This is a genomic window from Aquimarina callyspongiae, assembly GCF_034322225.1.
Taxonomy (GTDB): Bacteria; Bacteroidota; Bacteroidia; order Flavobacteriales; family Flavobacteriaceae; genus Aquimarina.
In genome coordinates this window covers 87,135-105,091 of record NZ_JAXLPA010000002.1, presented here as the reverse complement: position 1 = coordinate 105,091, position 17,957 = coordinate 87,135, and the positions used below count along the sequence as shown (strand labels likewise).

General features: G+C 30.9%; 21 protein-coding genes. All 21 read left to right on the top strand.

The genetic code is table 11. The annotated features are described in order from the left end of the window. Window positions 1-3 precede the first annotated feature (3 nt). The 21 genes from U0D62_RS07505 to U0D62_RS07405 all read left to right on the top strand — a co-directional run bounded on the left by U0D62_RS07505 (window position 4) and on the right by U0D62_RS07405 (window position 17,700). Window positions 4-798, top strand: coding sequence for an alpha/beta hydrolase (locus U0D62_RS07505; RefSeq protein ID WP_322195090.1), 795 nt, complete (start codon window positions 4-6; stop codon window positions 796-798). 280 nt (window positions 799-1,078) lie between these two features. Beyond that, window positions 1,079-1,552 carry a CPBP family intramembrane glutamic endopeptidase gene (locus U0D62_RS07500; RefSeq protein WP_322195088.1) on the top strand — a complete coding sequence of 158 codons (474 nt, stop codon included), beginning with the start codon at window positions 1,079-1,081 and terminating at the stop codon, window positions 1,550-1,552. Between the two features lie 209 nt (window positions 1,553-1,761). Beyond that, a complete protein-coding gene (locus tag U0D62_RS07495) occupies window positions 1,762-2,307 on the top strand; it encodes a hypothetical protein (RefSeq protein ID WP_322195086.1) in 546 nt (181 codons plus the stop codon). 122 nt (window positions 2,308-2,429) lie between these two features. Then, a complete protein-coding gene (locus U0D62_RS07490; RefSeq protein WP_322195084.1) occupies window positions 2,430-3,104 on the top strand; it encodes a hypothetical protein in 675 nt (224 codons plus the stop codon). A gap of 142 nt (window positions 3,105-3,246) precedes the next feature. Continuing rightward, window positions 3,247-4,005, top strand: a complete 759-nt coding sequence (locus U0D62_RS07485) for a nuclear transport factor 2 family protein (protein WP_322195081.1) — start codon at window positions 3,247-3,249, stop codon at window positions 4,003-4,005. Between the two features lie 154 nt (window positions 4,006-4,159). Beyond that, the gene (locus tag U0D62_RS07480; protein ID WP_322195079.1) at window positions 4,160-4,744 is read left to right on the top strand and encodes a Crp/Fnr family transcriptional regulator; all 585 of its coding nucleotides are present in this window, start codon (window positions 4,160-4,162) and stop codon (window positions 4,742-4,744) included. Window positions 4,745-4,839: 95 nt separating this feature from the next. Continuing rightward, window positions 4,840-5,193 (top strand): SnoaL-like domain-containing protein, encoded by a 354-nt coding sequence (locus tag U0D62_RS07475; protein WP_322195078.1) that lies wholly within the window; start codon window positions 4,840-4,842, stop codon window positions 5,191-5,193. Between the two features lie 10 nt (window positions 5,194-5,203). Beyond that, window positions 5,204-6,088 (top strand): MBL fold metallo-hydrolase, encoded by an 885-nt coding sequence (locus tag U0D62_RS07470; protein ID WP_322195076.1) that lies wholly within the window; start codon window positions 5,204-5,206, stop codon window positions 6,086-6,088. 44 nt (window positions 6,089-6,132) lie between these two features. After that, a complete protein-coding gene (locus U0D62_RS07465) occupies window positions 6,133-7,104 on the top strand; it encodes an MBL fold metallo-hydrolase (RefSeq protein WP_322195075.1) in 972 nt (323 codons plus the stop codon). A gap of 162 nt (window positions 7,105-7,266) precedes the next feature. Next, window positions 7,267-7,851 (top strand): Crp/Fnr family transcriptional regulator, encoded by a 585-nt coding sequence (locus U0D62_RS07460; protein ID WP_322195073.1) that lies wholly within the window; start codon window positions 7,267-7,269, stop codon window positions 7,849-7,851. Window positions 7,852-7,927: 76 nt separating this feature from the next. Next, a complete protein-coding gene (locus U0D62_RS07455; protein ID WP_322195071.1) occupies window positions 7,928-8,821 on the top strand; it encodes an MBL fold metallo-hydrolase in 894 nt (297 codons plus the stop codon). Between the two features lie 30 nt (window positions 8,822-8,851). Next, window positions 8,852-9,397 carry a putative antibiotic biosynthesis monooxygenase gene (locus U0D62_RS07450; RefSeq protein WP_322195069.1) on the top strand — a complete coding sequence of 182 codons (546 nt, stop codon included), beginning with the start codon at window positions 8,852-8,854 and terminating at the stop codon, window positions 9,395-9,397. 216 nt (window positions 9,398-9,613) lie between these two features. Next, the gene (locus U0D62_RS07445) at window positions 9,614-10,318 is read left to right on the top strand and encodes a M949_RS01915 family surface polysaccharide biosynthesis protein (RefSeq protein WP_416135537.1); all 705 of its coding nucleotides are present in this window, start codon (window positions 9,614-9,616) and stop codon (window positions 10,316-10,318) included. A gap of 77 nt (window positions 10,319-10,395) precedes the next feature. Continuing rightward, the gene (locus U0D62_RS07440) at window positions 10,396-10,869 is read left to right on the top strand and encodes a hypothetical protein (protein WP_322195065.1); all 474 of its coding nucleotides are present in this window, start codon (window positions 10,396-10,398) and stop codon (window positions 10,867-10,869) included. A 109-nt stretch (window positions 10,870-10,978) separates the two neighbouring features. Then, entirely contained in the window at window positions 10,979-11,446 is a 468-nt protein-coding gene (locus tag U0D62_RS07435; protein WP_322195063.1) for a type II secretion system protein GspG, read from the top strand. Between the two features lie 191 nt (window positions 11,447-11,637). Next, the gene (locus U0D62_RS07430) at window positions 11,638-12,645 is read left to right on the top strand and encodes a hypothetical protein (RefSeq protein WP_322195061.1); all 1,008 of its coding nucleotides are present in this window, start codon (window positions 11,638-11,640) and stop codon (window positions 12,643-12,645) included. A gap of 67 nt (window positions 12,646-12,712) precedes the next feature. Further along, window positions 12,713-13,270: a hypothetical protein gene (locus tag U0D62_RS07425; RefSeq protein ID WP_322195059.1), complete on the top strand. Its 558-nt coding sequence runs from the start codon at window positions 12,713-12,715 to the stop codon at window positions 13,268-13,270. A gap of 190 nt (window positions 13,271-13,460) precedes the next feature. Further along, the gene (locus tag U0D62_RS07420) at window positions 13,461-15,203 is read left to right on the top strand and encodes a CocE/NonD family hydrolase (RefSeq protein ID WP_322195058.1); all 1,743 of its coding nucleotides are present in this window, start codon (window positions 13,461-13,463) and stop codon (window positions 15,201-15,203) included. 152 nt (window positions 15,204-15,355) lie between these two features. Further along, entirely contained in the window at window positions 15,356-15,934 is a 579-nt protein-coding gene (locus tag U0D62_RS07415; protein WP_322195056.1) for a nuclear transport factor 2-like protein, read from the top strand. Between the two features lie 172 nt (window positions 15,935-16,106). Beyond that, complete coding sequence (locus U0D62_RS07410; RefSeq protein WP_322195054.1) at window positions 16,107-16,934, top strand: LytR/AlgR family response regulator transcription factor; 828 nt, start codon at window positions 16,107-16,109, stop codon at window positions 16,932-16,934. Between the two features lie 115 nt (window positions 16,935-17,049). Beyond that, on the top strand, window positions 17,050-17,700 hold the full coding sequence (locus U0D62_RS07405; protein WP_322195052.1) for a CPBP family intramembrane glutamic endopeptidase: 651 nt from the start codon (window positions 17,050-17,052) through the stop codon (window positions 17,698-17,700). Window positions 17,701-17,957: the final 257 nt, after the last annotated feature.

Here is a 17,957-nt window from a genome sequence, read left to right as displayed (position 1 = left end):
AATATGAAAAAAATATTTAAAATCAGTTTAATAGTCATTGGTAGTATAATCCTTGTTTTTATAGGACTTAAAATATATAGCCACATCAACACACCAGAATGTATAGTCGAATTTCATGGCGAAACTGTTCAGTTCGCGTCAAAAGATAAGGTACAAATAACTGCCGATGTTTACAAGGTAAATAATACGTCGACACCTTGGATTATTTTATACCATCAAGGTAGTTATAGCCGTGGAGAATATCATCCAATTGCTTCAGAATTAAATACGTTAGGGTTTAATTGTATTGCTATAGACCAAAGGTCTGGTAATACAATTAATGGTATTGATAACCAGACTCGTATTGAAGCGAGTAAACTGGATAAAGGTACACGATATTATCATGCGTATCCAGATATGGAAGCTGGTTTACAATATGTTAAAGATAATTTTAACCCAAAAACACTGTTGGTTTGGGGGAGCTCTTATTCTGCATCACTTGTCTTGGTACTTGGTAAAGAATATCAAACCGAAATAGATGGTATAATAGCATTTTCACCACCGGCATTGGAATATAAAGAGATACAAATAAATGAATATGCAAAAAGCGTAAAACTTCCAACTTTTATTGCGGCTTCAAGCTCGGAATATGAAGACGCTAAAACAATTTATGATTTAATTCAGACCTCAAACAAAAAAATTTATGCACCAGAAACAGGAGGATTACATGGTTCAAAATCGCTTTGGAATTGTTCTGAAGGCAATCAAGATTATTGGAAAGAATTACAATCTTTTTTAAGTCAATTTAAAAAACCGTAATTAATAAACCGAATAAAAACTTTCTTATTAAAACAGAAACAGTTGATTTGAATTTAAATAACCCTTCTTCAATTTAAAAACCGGCCAATTATAAAGGGTTTCTACTCGATTTAATTATTTATATATCCTTAATGTTTTTGGTAAGAGAAATTTATATACCAAAAATAGGTTTTATAGCTAATGGACTTTTTTGGTCATTTACAACTTTAGTAGTAGCAAGCTGGAGAATGAAAATAAGAGGCGTCTCTTGGAAAGGTTTGGGACTAAAAAACCCGACAACTTGTGGAAAACATTCGGTGTTTCTGTTATTATTTTCACAGCAGTAATGGCCTCAATAATTGTCTTTGAACTTATAAAAGATAATTTACCTATTTCCATTGAAGAAAATACTTCATCAGAAAGTGCAGTTTTTAAGTTTGGGGACCTAAAAGGGAATTGGTCTCATTTTTTTCTTATTATTTTCTTCATTTGGGTTGAATCTATGTTGGAGGAATTATTAGATAGAGGGTTCTTAATGAACTGGATTGAAAAATTCTTTTCAATGACCTCTTATGCAACAGTGATTGCTTTAGTGTTACAGGCAGTCATTTTTGGGTTTAGACACTCAAATGACCTGTCAGAAAGGTCAATAACAGTTGGATTAATTGGTTTAATTATGGGAATAGCATACGTGAAATTTGGATGTAATTTATGGCCTTTAATTATTGCTCATTGTATATTAAATAGTATGTCTATGGTGGAGAGAGTGATGTAACAAAAAAATTAAAAACGCATACCAACAACGTGTATATTTAATTGATATAGTTGGCTAAGACGATGGTTCTTCCCTACTTTTCACTATATTGTAAATACAGAAAAATAATCGTGTACTTGTACGCAACTAATCATACACGAACACGTTGTGATGCATCATTTGAAAAAGACCAAAAACCTAAAATTAAAGATAGCAGAATTAAAAACTAAATGGATCTAGTAAGACATTGTGATTTGTGTGATAATCAAAAAACAAATTTGAACGAGGGAACGACTTGTGGTTTGACTGGAAGAAAACCTGAATTTCATAAAACCTGTTCTAAAATCGTACTTACTGAAAAGTTTGAAAATAAATTAAAAACAGCAAATATTGAATACGATAAGATCAGGAAAAGAAAAAACTTAATATACCTCTATTTTGGAATTTTTATTACAATCGGACTTGCATTTATTATTTATGGTTACCTATTAGGAAAATATGTTTTAGATGATAGGCATATTATTTATAAACCCGGTTTATTTATTCAAGAAGTTCATATCACAATTATGGCAATTGGACTTTTACCATTTGGAATTGCATATAGGATTCTAAACAGATACCTAAAAAAAGCTGAAATAGCAAAAAGCAAAAGGGATAAAATAGATGAAGTATTGAATGAGTATCAGATTGAATATGATATTAACATAACGTACGGAAAAGAATTTCACGGAACTCGAAAAACTGTTGCGGAATTGAAAGTGAATGGAATATGTTAAAAAATGCACCACAACATTATATATAAAATCAGAGCAATTAAGTGCTGAATCAGGAGATCATTTCCTTTTTGCAAGGCACTAGATTTTTATAAATTAACAAGAAATAAAAATGAGCAGATAAATTGATTGGTTCAGGCTTTCTTGCCTTGCTTCAATTCATATATTTAGCGTTAGGTACAATTATGACAAAAACCATTTTTCATCACAAAGAATTAGAAATTAAAGGAATTATTGTACCTGAATTTGACCTAAACGAAGGAGAACTAATTAGAATTTACGTTCCTAATTTTAACTTTGAAAATTCTCCTTTAGGCTTTGATCTAACAATCGAACTGATAAAGCGATTTCAGAATCAAAAAAATGAATTTCCTTGGGCTAAATATTTTCAACAAAGTTCAATTTCATTGCTATTTTCTCCCTTAACCGTGGGTAAATATCTCATCAAAAAAATGAAAATTGATAAACAGACTGCGAAAGAAATTGCGGAAGAAATTGGAATTGAATTAAACGATAGATATGAAATAATAGATTTTATTGATAGAAGGGCGCTAATTATAAAAGCCTTATTTGAAAAAAATGAATCTATTATTATTGATTATTACGGAATCAGTGCGGAAGGAATAGGTAAATTAGAATCAGTTGTTAATTCTGAAATTGAAAAAGGAAAATCTGCTATTGCATTTGACAGATTGGAATTTAAAGCTGACAAAGAACCCTTTAAAAATATTATCCCAATAGAAATAAAAAACTGTACCCAACAAGATATATGTGATCATAGCAAGCAGTTAGAGTTTTAATTGAATGGTTCTTGTATTTTACCAAGGCACAAGGTTTGCTCAAGGGAAAAAGTTAGCAATCAATGCGCAGAAAAGTCGAAAAGCTAGGTAACATTTTACCCTGCTACGACACATATATTAAACGTTACCACACATTTGAAAAATGAAACGATTAAGACTAATAATAATATTTGTCCTCATAACTTGCTTAGAAAGTTTTGCTCAAAATAAAGGAGAGCTTTATGATACAATTTTGAAACTTGATAGTACCTTTTTTAAAGCCTTGAATGAATGCGACCTTGAAAAGTATGAATCTTTTTTAGCCTTTGACTATGAATTTTATCACGATAAGCAAGGATTAACTGTTTCTAAAACAAGTGAAATTAAGTCAATGAGCTTGTTTTGTGGAGAACAAAGAAAAAGACAGCAAATTAAAAGAGTGCTTATAAAAGAAAGTCTTGAAGTATATCCTATTGCAAATTATGGAGCTATTGAAAATGGAGAACATATTTTTCATCTTGTAATAGATGACAATACAAGTAAACCTATATCAAAAGCTAAATTCACAAGTATATGGAGATTTGACAATAATGAATGGAAACTTGCAAGAACAATTAGTTATAATCACATCCCATATGGAAAAATTCAGCTTGATGATAAAATTTTGAAATTATACGAAGGCGATTATCAAGCTACCGATAGAATCGTCAATATAAAAATAGATAAGGAAACTCTTAAAATGACTGATTTGGTTGATGAAAAAGCTGTTTGGAGTGCAGAAATGCTTTCAGAAAGCCAAAATACATTCTATTTGAATCAGAATAACATTCAAATAAAGTTTATCCAAAAAAAAGGAAAAGTTGAGAAATTAGCCGTTTATGAAAATGGAAAACTAATAGAAGAAATTAAAAAAATAAAATAAAAACGCGTGGTAACAATGGCTATATGTAATTGCTTGTTCTTGCCTACTTTTGAAAATCCTCGCGGATTTTCAGTTTGATGTGTACTTGCTAAGTTTAATGCTAAACCACGCAACTACTCATAGCCGAGACCATTAGACACAAATATCACAAAATATGGAGAAAAGCCCACTTATTAAATATATTAGTAATAGTATTGACTTAACACAAGATGAAGTAGATATTATAACAGAGTATACAAAACAAAGAAAATATTTAAAAGGTCAATTCATCGTACAGCAAGGAGATATCTGTAGAAATGAAAGTTTTGTAGTAAATGGCTGCGCAAAAACATTTCATATTGATAAAGAAGGGCAAGAACATATTGTCACCTTTGCCATTGAAAATTGGTGGGCTTCAGATTTTGGTAGCTTTATAACGCAAACACCAGCCGATTATAATGTACAGTGTTTAGAGAACACAGAAGTTGTACAATTCTCATACGAAAGTCTGCAAATAATGTTTGATAAAGTTCCAAAAATGGAACGCTTTGTTAGAGTTGTAAGTCAAAAAGCTTACGTCGCTTCTCAGAAACGGATAATAAGAAATTTTAGCATGTCTGCCAGAGAACAATACTTAAAATTTAAACAACTTTATCCGCAAATAGAACAGCGAGTACCTCAATATATGATTGCTTCTTACCTCGGTATTACAAAAGAGTTTTTAAGTAAAATTAAAAGTCAACTCATTTCAGAACAATAAAATATTAATCTAGTTTAACTTCTTTTTATAAACTAGTTTGTCGTACAGGCTTTCTATCTGCCTGAACTTTGTCATGAACAAAAAATAAAAAGTTTATGGCAATATTATTAGAAAAAATCAGCAACCTGAATGACATGATTCTTCAAGGAAAGGCATTGGAAGCCTTTGAAAAGTATTATCACTTAGATGTCGTGATGCAAGAAAATGATAATCCTCCCACAATAGGAAAAGATGTTAATAGAATTAGAGAAAAGGAATTTGCATCTGCAATTCTTGAATTCAGGGGAGCAAAACCACTAAAAGTTACTATTGGAGAACAAACAACAATCGTCGAATGGTTCTTTGATTATACCCATAAGGATTTGGGAGAAAGAACATACCATCAAGTGTCTGTTCAAGAGTGGAAAGATGGGCAAATCATCAAAGAAAAATTTTACTACAACAATTAAATTTCAAAAAATGAAAATTTCAAAAATCAAAGGATTACTATTCGTAACTCTATTAACAACATTCATTTTTGGATATAGCCAAGAAGCAAATGTTCAGAAAATAACAGATAATGTTTATTCCATTTCCATATTTGGTTACAATTCATTGACCGTGATTGGAGATAAAGGTGTGCTTTTAGTAGACCCTGCTAATGATTATAGAGCTGGATTGATTCAAAAAGAAATCGCAAAGCTAACTGAACTACCAGTAACACATATTGTATTAAGTCATGAGCATTACGATCATGCTGGTGGAACCGGAGTTTTTCCAGAAGCTCAAATTTATGCCCAAAGTAATGCGCGTTCAATTTTTAAATTGGATGTTACTGGTACTGTTCCAGAAAAAGTACACAATTGGTTTGACACTGACGCTACCATTATGATGGGTAATAAAAGAGTTGATCTTCATCATTATGGTGCAGGAGACGGCGTTGCAAGCACAGTTGTACATCTACCTATAGAAGGTATAGTTTATTGTGTTGATATGTTTGTTAATGGTGCAATCACAGATGGCAGATGGATTGAAGATTCAAACCCACTAGGAGTAAGATTAATACTTAACAATTTGACTTTATTAAAACCAAAGTTCGTTGTAAATGGTCATACAGATGGGTCAGAAGCCAATCCTTTGGATCCTAAATATTTAATCAAAGCTTCTCAATTTTACAATGATCTTTATGATGCTGTCGCACCAGTAATAATTGAAGCTTCACAAAAAGGATTTGCAGAAATCATGGAAGCCGTGAATATATTACCCAAAACTGTAGAGTTAAATCAACATAAAGATTTAAAAAACTATGATTCACTGCCTACTCATGTGCATAGAATGGCTATGGCTATTTTTCATGGAGGATAAACACATAATTTTCTATTACACTATTAATTTTAAAAAATAAAAAAATGAATTCAAAATTTATAAAATCACTCAAAATAATAATGTCTTTAAGCTTAATAACATTATTTGTAATTGCATGTAATAATGGTGACGATAATTCTACACCCTTAGTTGTAAATTTTGGTACTGCGCCAGATGCATCATTATTATCAACCGGAACTGTCGAAGTTATTACAGAAAATACTGTACGTTATCATGTGCTAAATTTTAATGCAGGTGGTTACACATCAACTATTGTTGAAACTGAAACTACTGCAACTTTAATAGATGTAGGTATACAAGGAATTGAAGGTCCAGAAATACGTTCATATGCGAATGCTTTAGGTAAGACTTTATCAGTTATTATTACTCATGACCATCCAGATCATTATGGAAACATTGGTAGTTTTACAGATATACCAGTATATGCACACTTAGAAGCAGCTGCAGATTTAGCAGTAAATACAGGCTTTACAGATTTATACTCTACAGCTATTAATGTAGTTAATGATTCTCAAACGATTGGAGATCTTGAATTTAGATTTGCAAACATACCAAATGCGGAAACTGCTGAAAACGGATATGTTTTTATTCCAAGCGTTGGTTCATTATTTCCAGGCGATTTAGTATATAACGGAAGACATAATTATATTCGTGAATACACACCATTAGATAGTGTTGACGAGTTAGATAACTGGATAACAGGCCTAAATCAATTAAAGACTGATTTTGGAAATTACAATCATATTTTTGTAGGTCATGTAGGTATGCGAACAGATATTTCTACTGTTATTGATGAAAATATAGCTTACCTATCAGATGCACAAGGACTAATTAAGGGAACTAAAGAATTAACCTCTGGAGGTTTCGCTACCTCTGTACAAGACGTTGTGGATGAATTGGCACTACTCTATCCTGACTTGATAACTGGAGCCTTAATTTTTGCTTTACCAGATGCATTTTTCCCTGGCGATCCTGGAGCTAACTGGTTTAATTAAAATACCAGTGTCTAACAACGTGTATAAGTAATAGCGATTTGAGTAATAATTCAAATCGCTATTCTTTTTTATTTTGTAATTTACTTTCCAAAAAGTAGTGTCTTTTTTTTCGCTACTACTCATACGCGAACACGTTGCACACAATTTCTTAAAACTTAAATAATGAACTCAAAAAAGGAATTTCTTTTTAACTATTACCAAAAGTACAAGGCCTTTAGTCGAGAAGAAATAGATACAATACTAAAACATTATGAATATATAGAAGTAGACAAAAATCAAATACTTCATAGTGATGCTAACCTATCTAAATATACATATCTGGTTATAGAAGGCATGTTGATTAACTATACCTATGATTATAATGGCAACAAAATAGTATTGAATTTTATCCCTGAAAAATATTGGGCTGGTGGAGGAGAAAAATACAATCTAAAAGGTGTTTCTATACAAAGTGTGGAACATACTAAGTTATTTCGCATAAAAAATGAGGTTTTGGAAAGTTTCTATGAAAGCAACGAAAAGTATGCTTTTACCGAAGTTCAATTAGTAAGAAATGCTTTCAAATCGCTTAAATTAAGAATGCTCAATAGCGTATCTAAACCAACGATTTATAACTACGAACAATTATTATTGAAATTTCCAGGTATTGATAACAGGGTTCCACAAAAGTACATAGCATCATTCTTAGGTGTTACTCCTCAATTTTTTAGTAAGATGAAAACTGAATATCTGCAAAACAAATCTTAACTTATAGAAAAGTTAATGTACATTAACTTTTAAGAATCAGTAAGGCTATAAATTTGAATATTTAAATCAAATAATTATGGCAACTAAGAATTTCAAATTAGTAAAAACGTCCTACTTACTATTCCTAATATTACTATTTTTTTCAACGACAGTTTCTGCTCAACATGGAGAGTTAGAGTTAACAATTAGAGATGCTGGAAAAGGCCTTTATAGTGCAGTAGATCTTAAAGGTGAATATTCAAGTGGATTTTGGATTGCAGATGAAGGCGTTGTGATTTTTGACCCAACAAATAAAGCATTCTCTGAAGCTATGTTCAAGGAAATTCGTTTGCGTACAGACAAGCCTATAAAATACGTTATCTATAGTCATAACCATTGGGACCACATATCAGGAGCAGCAATTTTTGCTAAAAATGGCGCACAAATTGTTGCACATATTGACGCTACAAACCATCTTATGCCAAACCAAAATGTAACCAAACCAACATTAACTTGGGGTGGAAAAAAATCGATTATATCGATAGGTAATCAAACCTTTGAGCTATTGTATTTTGGAGCGAATCATGGACACGGAATGACTGTAACAAGAATTCCATCTCTTAAAGCGGTTTTTGTTTCCGATCTAGTAGTTGCCAAACGTGTTGGTTTTTTGTATCTACCTGACTTTCAACCTACGGCTTGGATTAATTCTCTTGAAGAAATCAACAAACTTGAGTTTGACATTTTATTAACTAGTCACGATTTTGGAGGCGGTACTATATTAGGACACGAATCTGTAATGGAACAACAAACGTTTCTTAAAGATTTAATTGCTGCAGTATATACTTCCTTTAAAGAAGGTGCTACTATGGAAACTTTGGGCAAACATGTAAAAAAACATATGCAGAAGTATAAAGATTGGGCAAAGTTTGATGAATGGTTACCATTAAACGCTTATCGAATAGTTATGGAAATGGGTATTGGATATTAATATTCTTAATTTAGGAAAACTTCATACACGATGGCACACGACACTATAGTTTCTATTGTAGTAACAGATAAAGTACAAACTAATCATCTCACCGAATTCGAAAATTGGCAAAAAAGAATAATTTCAGACCTAAAAAAATTTGATGGTTTTATTAGTGTATCTACAAAAAAGTTAGATGGTATTGAAAACGAGTATATTACCTTATTTCAATTTGATTCAAATAAAACCCTGCATAATTGGTTAAATTCAGACACGCTAAATAAATATTTAAAAGAAGTTGAGCAGTATACTTTATCTAAACCTAAGATAAGCTTACATCAAGGTTTAGAATTCTTTTTTAACAAAGATACACTAACAATACAACCACCATTTTACAAAAAAGTAATAATGGGTATTGCAGCTGTTTATCCCTTAATAATTGTTGTTGGAAAATTATTGCATTGGATTATTCCAGGTTTCGAAAAATTACCGTTTGAGTTGGCTTTGTTTTTTGAAGTAATCGTTATTTCTAATTTAATGAACTATCCCGTTATGCCAATGCTTACGAAATGGTTTCATAAATGGTTATACAAGTAGTGTAAATAGTAGGAAAACTGTGTACAACAACACGTATAGCTAATTGCTTGGTCATAGCAACCGAGTGATTAATCGTTTGGTTCTTGTATTTTTGGTAAACGCAATACTTGCAGAAAAGAAAAGTTAGCAACCAATGCGCAAAAAAACCGAAAAACAGAGTAACATTTTGCCCTGTTATGACACATATATTAAACGATAGTAGCCATTAAGAACAAGATGAAAATAACATTAGCAATATTCATGACTCTTTTTTGGTCAGGTATAGGATTTGGTCAAAATTCTAAGGTGTCAAGCAGACAGTTGAATCAACATGAGATTGACTCGATTTTTACAGATAGCCTGAAAACTAAACTACAAATCGAATATTCCATTTACAGAATTTATCAATACAAGGATAAATCAGGGGAACACTTTATCGTAATGACTGAAAATGAATTTGAATGTAATGAAAAAGAAAAATGTTCTGATTCGATAAAAGCATTCTGCTACTCCTATAAAAGTGGGTTATATAATCTTGAGTGGAATTTAAAAGACTTTATATTAAAAAAAGGCAATGAAGTATCTGAAGAATATTCGATTTCATTTTGGACTAAATACTTTGAATTGAATGACTACAATGGAGATGGCTTAGTTGACCCGATAATAGTATATGGAACATTTGGAATGAACGGAGCAAATGATGGAAGACTAAAAATCATAGTTTATCACAACGGAAAAAAGAGAGCCATTAGACACCAAAACGGAACGCTGGACTTTGAAAGAAACACTCAAGTAGACGAAATGTATTATCAACTACCAATAGGAATACGCAATAGGGTTCGTAAAATAATGGAAAACATAACTGAAAATGATCACGGGATTTTTCCATACGGTTGGAAAACGGCAATGAAGAATCAAAAATTAAAGTTTGATGAAAATTAAAATAGAAACGGCTACCGACAAGTTAAATAGTGCATACCCTTCGGAATATGCACCATACACAAACCGTTGTATGTAATATGAACAAAATATTCAAAAATAAAAGAACCTTTAAATATGAAAGCTTGCTATGGCAATTTTTAGCCTATTTCATTGGTGCTATCTTATGGAATTTGTGGATTAATCTCGTAACTTGGTCTAAACCGGAACTAAATGAGATTATTGAAACAATAGTAATCTTCGAAATTGTTTTTATCATTAGGACAGTAATATTTATAGTTAGAAAACATTTGATTAGTATTCATATTGACACAGAAAATAATGCATTAATTATAAATCAATTAAGAATATTTCAAAAGAACTTGAGAACCGTTTTAAATCTTAACAAATTAAATATTTCGGAATTGAAAAATGGATGGTTCACATATTTTGAATTACAAGATGATAATAATCAAATCAGTATTTCATCAAGTAATTATGGATTATCAGAAAAAAAATTAAAAAAAATCTATAGTAAACTAAACACAATAGCAAGTATAGCTCATTGCGGCTGAATTCTTTAACGGAATTCATTGCAATTTTGTTGCCTAGCGACTCTTCAGAATGTTTCCTTTGGAAAATTCCGCAACAAGCCATACATAAAACGTTTTTGCATATCAAAGAATGATAGAACTTATTTTAGAATTATTAGTTGATATTGGATTTATCAGCGCTGACTATAAACATAGAAAACGGGTAAGAAAAAAGGAAGAGAAGGATGGAATTAAAAGAACTTTTCAAAAACACCTTTTACAACCATCAGTTATTGTAATGGTTAGTATTATAATAATTGGAATAATAGCAGGAGTTGTTTTTTTGACTTATCAAAAATTAGTAACATACCCCAAAAGAACTGAAAAAGAAATTTCTAAAATATCCGAAAAGATTGAGGGCTGGAATGAAAAGTATGGATATTATCCTGTAGATCTTAATGAACTAATTGGAAAGAATCCTCTAAGACAAGATTGGAAAACTGATGCCTGGAATCAACCCTATAAATATATAGTTGCGGTAAAGGGAGATGAATTTTCCCTAATATCTGCAGGATCTGACGGGAACTTTAACACGGAAGACGATATCAAATCGAAATAAAACGTGTTACAACAACCTGTATGTAATCATAGCTGATTTGTGATGAATCAAATGGTTGTTGTCATTTTGGTAAGGCGTAGCACTCGCAATAAAGAAAAGTTAACAACCAATGTACAGAAAAATCGAAAAGCAGGGTAACATTTTGCTCCGCTACGACACATATATTAAACGTTAGTAGCAATTTGCGAAAAATGAATATAAAAAGGATTGAGGATTTTAAGAAACTAAAAGGAGGTATTGAAATCAACACTTTAGAAGAATTGATTTCTCAACTATTAAATCTATTTTCAGTTAATAGCACCTCTTGGTCAGTAGGTATAGAGTCACTAAATGATTTGATAAGTTTAAAAAAACACGACGGCTCTGTGTTATCAAACAAAATAGGAATGTCTATACTTAATTGGGTCGATTCAAAATATAATAGTGAAATATTTAAAGATTTTTCTGGAAGTTATAGTTCAGAAGATCAAGAATCTAAAAGATTGGTTTTTATAATGGACTTGACTATAGATACCATCTTTAAAATTCATTACAACACAGATGTTCTCTCTTTTTTAAAATCGAAATTAAAAACATCTTCTAACGAATATGAATTATCTGAAATAAAATGGTTGATTCATTGGATTAATGAAACTAAGTCAAATCCCAAACAGAAAATTTCTGATTACATATTAGACCAAGTTTTGTTAAAAACTAATGAGTATTTTGAATTAGATTTTAAAACAAAAAGAAACCCTCATCTTCTTTGTGGATTAAGAGAATCCATACGAGAACATAAATTATGTTATTCTATAGATTGGTGTCCGAAATCAGAAAAACACCTATCAAAGGTTAAAAGAACTGGATGGGTAGGAGCTGGAGCATTAATGGTTTCAAAACTCTATGATAGATTTGAAATGATGGGTTCTGCTCCAGGAGTAGATTGGATTCATTTTTTTGAACTTGAAGTTCAAGATTTGGAGGAATATTTTTATTTAGAAGTTCCTTTCCAAAAAGAAAATATTTTAAAATTAAAATCAGTTATTAAATGCTCAACCAAAGAGCTTCTAAAAATGATAAACGATGATCAAAAAATAATTTACACTGAAAAGAAATATTGGAATAGCCATTTCCCAGAATTTCAAGAAATCGCAGATGGTTTAAATGAAAAAGAGATTGACTGCAAAGTAGAAATAAAAACAAGAAAAAAAAGCTACTAACAATGTATAACAAATCATAGCTTTCCAAAGGCAAGCTATGATTTGTTATACATTGTAGGTAATTAAGATGGAAAAATTATTAGAAGAAATAAAAAAAATTGAATTTACTACTGAGGCAAACTTTGATTATGATCTTGATAGGGAATTTCAATTAATTACTTCTAATCTTGAATCAGATCAGAAAGAACTTTTAAAAGAAGATTTTACTCAATTCTTTGATAAAGGGAAGTTTGTTGTAATGAATACTTTTGGAGGTGGAATTTTGTTTCTCAAAGTATCTGAACGAATAGAAAAAATAAGGATTGATTCACGAAACGAATCAAATGACTTTAGAGTATCAGTGACATTCGAATCTGACTCAAGGAAAATTGAGAACATTAAATACAAACCTTACGTTGAAAAAATAGAATCAACGGAATGGGATGTGAGAGCAATATTTCCAAATTTCTACAAATACCAAAAGACGATTCAAATAGCTTTGTTGATAGTAATAGGTAAAATAGTCAAAAGAATTTGCGAATATGGACGAACCAATTTTGTCTATATGAGAATAGAAAATGAATTCCAAATAGAACTATTGATTAACGGACAAGTGGAGTCAAAACTGAAGGTGGAATTAAAATAAAAACTACCTACAATGATCATAGCAGATAGATAATGAATCAAATGGTTATTGTATTTTTGGTAAGGCGCAATGCTTGCAAAAAAGTAAAAGTTGGTAACCAATGCGCAAGAAAAATCAAAAAGCAGGATAACATTTTGCCTTGCTACCACACATACATTAACCGTTATCTACAATATAAAAATCATACCGAATGAGACAAACTTTCATTATTATTATTCTGGCATTTATTAATTGGACATTAGTTTACACACAGAATATTGATATAAAACTCTACGAAAATATTCCTATGAGAGATGGTATCAAACTATCAGCAAACATATATTCCCCCAATAGTAATGAAAAATCTTATCCAGTAATACTCATATATACACCCTATGTTAATGATGAGGCAGTTGAGAGAGGAATGTATTTTGCAAAGGAGGGGTATATCTTTATTACACTCGATCTGCGAGGTAGAGGAAACTCGGAAGGTGAGTACAGACCATTTGAAAAAGACGGAATAGATGGCTATGACGCTATCCAGTGGATAAGTCAGCAAGATTGGTGCAATGGAAATATCGGTATGATGGGTGGTTCATACAGAGGGATGGTTCAATGGATGACTTTAAAGAATAAGCCAACGGCACTTAAAACAATTGTTCCCACCGCGGCAGTTGGTCCAGGAATTGATTTTCCAAAGTTTGATGGAATATTCGGTAACTATGCTTTACAATGGTTAAATTTTACAGGAGGCAAAAGCAGAAATAACAATTTGTTTAATAATGGAACCTTTTGGAATAATAAAGCGACTAAAAAACACAAAATGTTTATTCCATATAAGGATTGGGATCTTTTGGCACTTAACAAACGTAATTCCGTTTTTCAAACCTGGATTTCTCATCCAGACTTTGATGAATATTGGCAAAGTTTTTATCCTACACCCGAAGACTATAAATCTTTTGATCTCCCTATTCTTACCATTACAGGGTATTTTGATGCTGACCAACCGGGGGCGATGACCTATTACGAAGATCATATGAAATATGGTAATCCTACAGGAAAAACCAACCACTATTTAATTTTAGGGCCATGGTCTCATGTTGGTACACGTAAACCTGTAACAGAATTAGGAGGCCTTACTTTTGGAAATGATTCAAAGCTGGATATGAAACAACTTCATTTAGAATGGTTCAATTGGACACTAAAAAACGGAAAAAAACCAGAGTTCTTAAAGGATCGTGTAAGTTATTATTTGATGAATAAAAATAAATGGAAGTATCTAAATGAAATTGGTAACATCTCCAAAGATACCATCACCTATTATCTATCCAGTCCAGATTCTAATTCAAAATTGTTAATCGATCCCGGATATCTTTCCCAAAAAAAATCTTCTGTATTAGATGCAGATATCATTGTATATGATCCTTTAGACACAGAAGAGATAGAAGGGTATTCAGGCTTCGACTATTATACAGCTCCCATACCTATTGAAGAAAAAGGAAGAATAATTTATGTCTCAAATAAACTGGATACCAACACACGAATAGTAGGAAGGTTTGAAGTGGGATTGTATTTATCCTTGAATGTTCCTGACACAGATATACAAGTGTCATTGTATGTTGTCAATGAACTTGGAGAAACTAAATATATAGGATCTGATATGCTTCGATTAAGATATCGAGAGGGATTGAACCGACCAAAATTAGCAGTACCAGGTGAAGTTTTCTTTTGCAAATTTGACACACCCTATATAACGGCTCTTGAGTTAAAAAGAGGAAATAGATTTATTTTAACCATTAATTCTATGAATTTTTCCTACATCCAGAAAAACTATAATTCTGGTAAAGATGTTTCATTAGAATCAAAAATAGATGCTAAAACAGCTGAAATCACTGTGCACCATTCTTCTGAACATCCAAGTTACATAAAAATACCTGTAGGTCATAAAAATTAATTAGAGTTTGACAATTATGATTAATCGTAAATAAATTATTATTATATCCTGGGAATAATTAAAATATATAAAAGCAGATAAAAAGGTGTAAAAATACATTAAATCGCATTTTACATTAATCGTTGTAACACATTAAGACCAATCACATCAAAATGAATCGAATTCTAATAATTTCCTTTGCACTTTTAATCGGACTTATAAGTTGTAAAAAATCTGAAAAGACAAGTAACAAGCTTGAAATTGCTGAAAAATATTTCGTAGCTCTTGACAAATCTAATAGTTCTGAAATAAAAGATTTATTAGCCGATAGTCTTGTGACCATGATACCAAAATATGAATATGAAGTGAGATATTCCAAAAATGATTACGTGGAGAAATGGTTAAAATGGGATTCAGTTTTCGAACCGACTTATAAAGTTATTGAGATGAGATTGGAAAATGGAATTGTCAAAGCAAAAGTTTCAAAAACCGATAAAAGGATTCATTTTCTAATGCAAAAACCTTTTTTAACAAATGAGATTTTGAGGTTTGAAAACGATAAAATAATTTCTGTTGAAACGGAATATTTGAATTTTGACGAAGTGACTTGGGAAAAGAACAAAAATGGACTTTTAAGCTGGACTGAGGAGAATCATCCTGAGCTGAACCTAAATCGTTTTATTTACGACCAAACAGAATCTGGTGGAATGAAATTCTTAAAAGCAATTGAACTGTATAAAAACAAAAAATAACGCGCTACAACAACGTGTATAGCTCATTCTGGCTGGGTTCCTAACACGTTATTCACTACAATTCACTATCTTTCGGCTACATCGGAAAATCATAACTGATTTTACGCAACTAACCATACACAAACCATTATACATAAACTAAATAACCCAAAAAGACAGATTCAAATTTTTAATGGACATAATTATTAACTTTCTTAAAAAGAAAAAAGAGAAAAGAAATTTTTGGGTTAGAAACGGCTTTATAATTGTAATACTTTCTATTTTTATTAACCACCTTACTGAGCCAGAAAATTTTCCGCTAAATAAATCCTACGAATTTCCTTGGCTTCCTATTGTTTCCTCAATTATTGTAGGAAGTATAGTACTTATTATCGCCAGCTTTAATTTTAAATATTTTAAAAACAAATACTTCACTAAAAAAATTGATACACAAATACTAGTACGTTTCCTATTTTCAACTTTAGGTTATATTACCATACTATATATCCCTATATATTATGTTTTAAATGGTTTGATTAATGGAACTGAATCATACAGTATTTATCATCTACTAACGGGACTTTCAATCTCCCTACTAATGTGTACTCTTGGAGTTGCACTTTTATTTTTAAAAGATATTTATAAACTTCATAAACTTATCTCCATAAAAGGTACACTTAAAGTGCAACAAAGTGGTAAAATAACCTTGGTTAAGTATCCTGAAATTGCCTTTATACATAGTGAAAACAAAATAGTATATATTGTAAAAACTGATGGAACTACAATTATTACAGATTTTACTTTAAATGAAGTTGAAAGTAAAATTAGCCAACAAAGTTTTTTTAGAGTTAATAGACAAATAATTCTTCATGCTCGTTCTATAGAACAAGTACAATCCATAGAAAATGGAAAATTATCTGTAATACTCAAATCTACCTTTTCAGATAAAAAAACTTCTCAAATAAATATAAGTAGATATAAGAGGCAAGCATTTATGGATTGGTTTGATAAGAAATTATAAATTAAGGTTGATTATTCAGGTACTTTTTTGATACCATTCAGTAAAAGTTGCTGTTTCTCAGGAGTTTTTCTTACTTGATCGTTGTTATTTCGTTTAAAATTTAAAAACGAAAAAAATGAACAAATCTTCTTTAAAAACAAATTTGACACCTATAATTACTGTAATTATCTTATGTCTTTTATACTTATCAGGGTATTTTCAAATGATTATAGCCGGATTTATAGTATTAATTGCAAGTGCAATAGAATACAAAAAAGACCTCTTTAAATCATTAGGTTTTCAACGAAAAAGGTTAAACTTAAAAAGTCTCTTAGTTGTAGCACCTCTATTGGGTGCAGCTTTTTTTCTATTTTATTACTACATAATGGTGCCAAGTGTTGCTTATATTACAGGGCAACCTATAGATTTTTCTGTATTCGAACCCTATAAAGGAAATCTACCTGGCATATTGAATTTACTTGTTTTTATGTGGGCAGCAGCAGCGTTCGGCGAAGAAATTGTATTTAGGGGATATTTAATGAGACAGTTTACTAAGTTTTTTGGTTCAAGCAAAATAAGTCTGGTAATTAATATTTTATTATTTGGGTTTATTTTTGGTTGGGTACACGCATATCAAGGTATAACTGGTCAAATCGTAGCAGGTATAACCGGTATGCTCTTAGCAATTATTTTTCATATTCGTAAAAACGATTTGTGGTTTAATGTTGCTGTTCATGGTTTTATTGACAGTGTTGCTTTTCTATTTATATATTATGGGTGGATTTAATAGTTTAAAATCTACAGGTATGTATAACAATGTATCCTATATAAAGCCTTTTCCTAAATCCTAGATAATTAAAATAGGATATTTACTGAAAATGATAAAAACAAAATCAGATTATTATGTTCGAAAATACGAGATTGAATTTGAAGGTAGAATTTCCTATGTTTATTTAAAAGATTATAAACTTGCTATAAAAGATTTTAAAGCAATCCATTAAATACGATTATGAATTACCCGACAAACTTAGTTGGATTGGACAA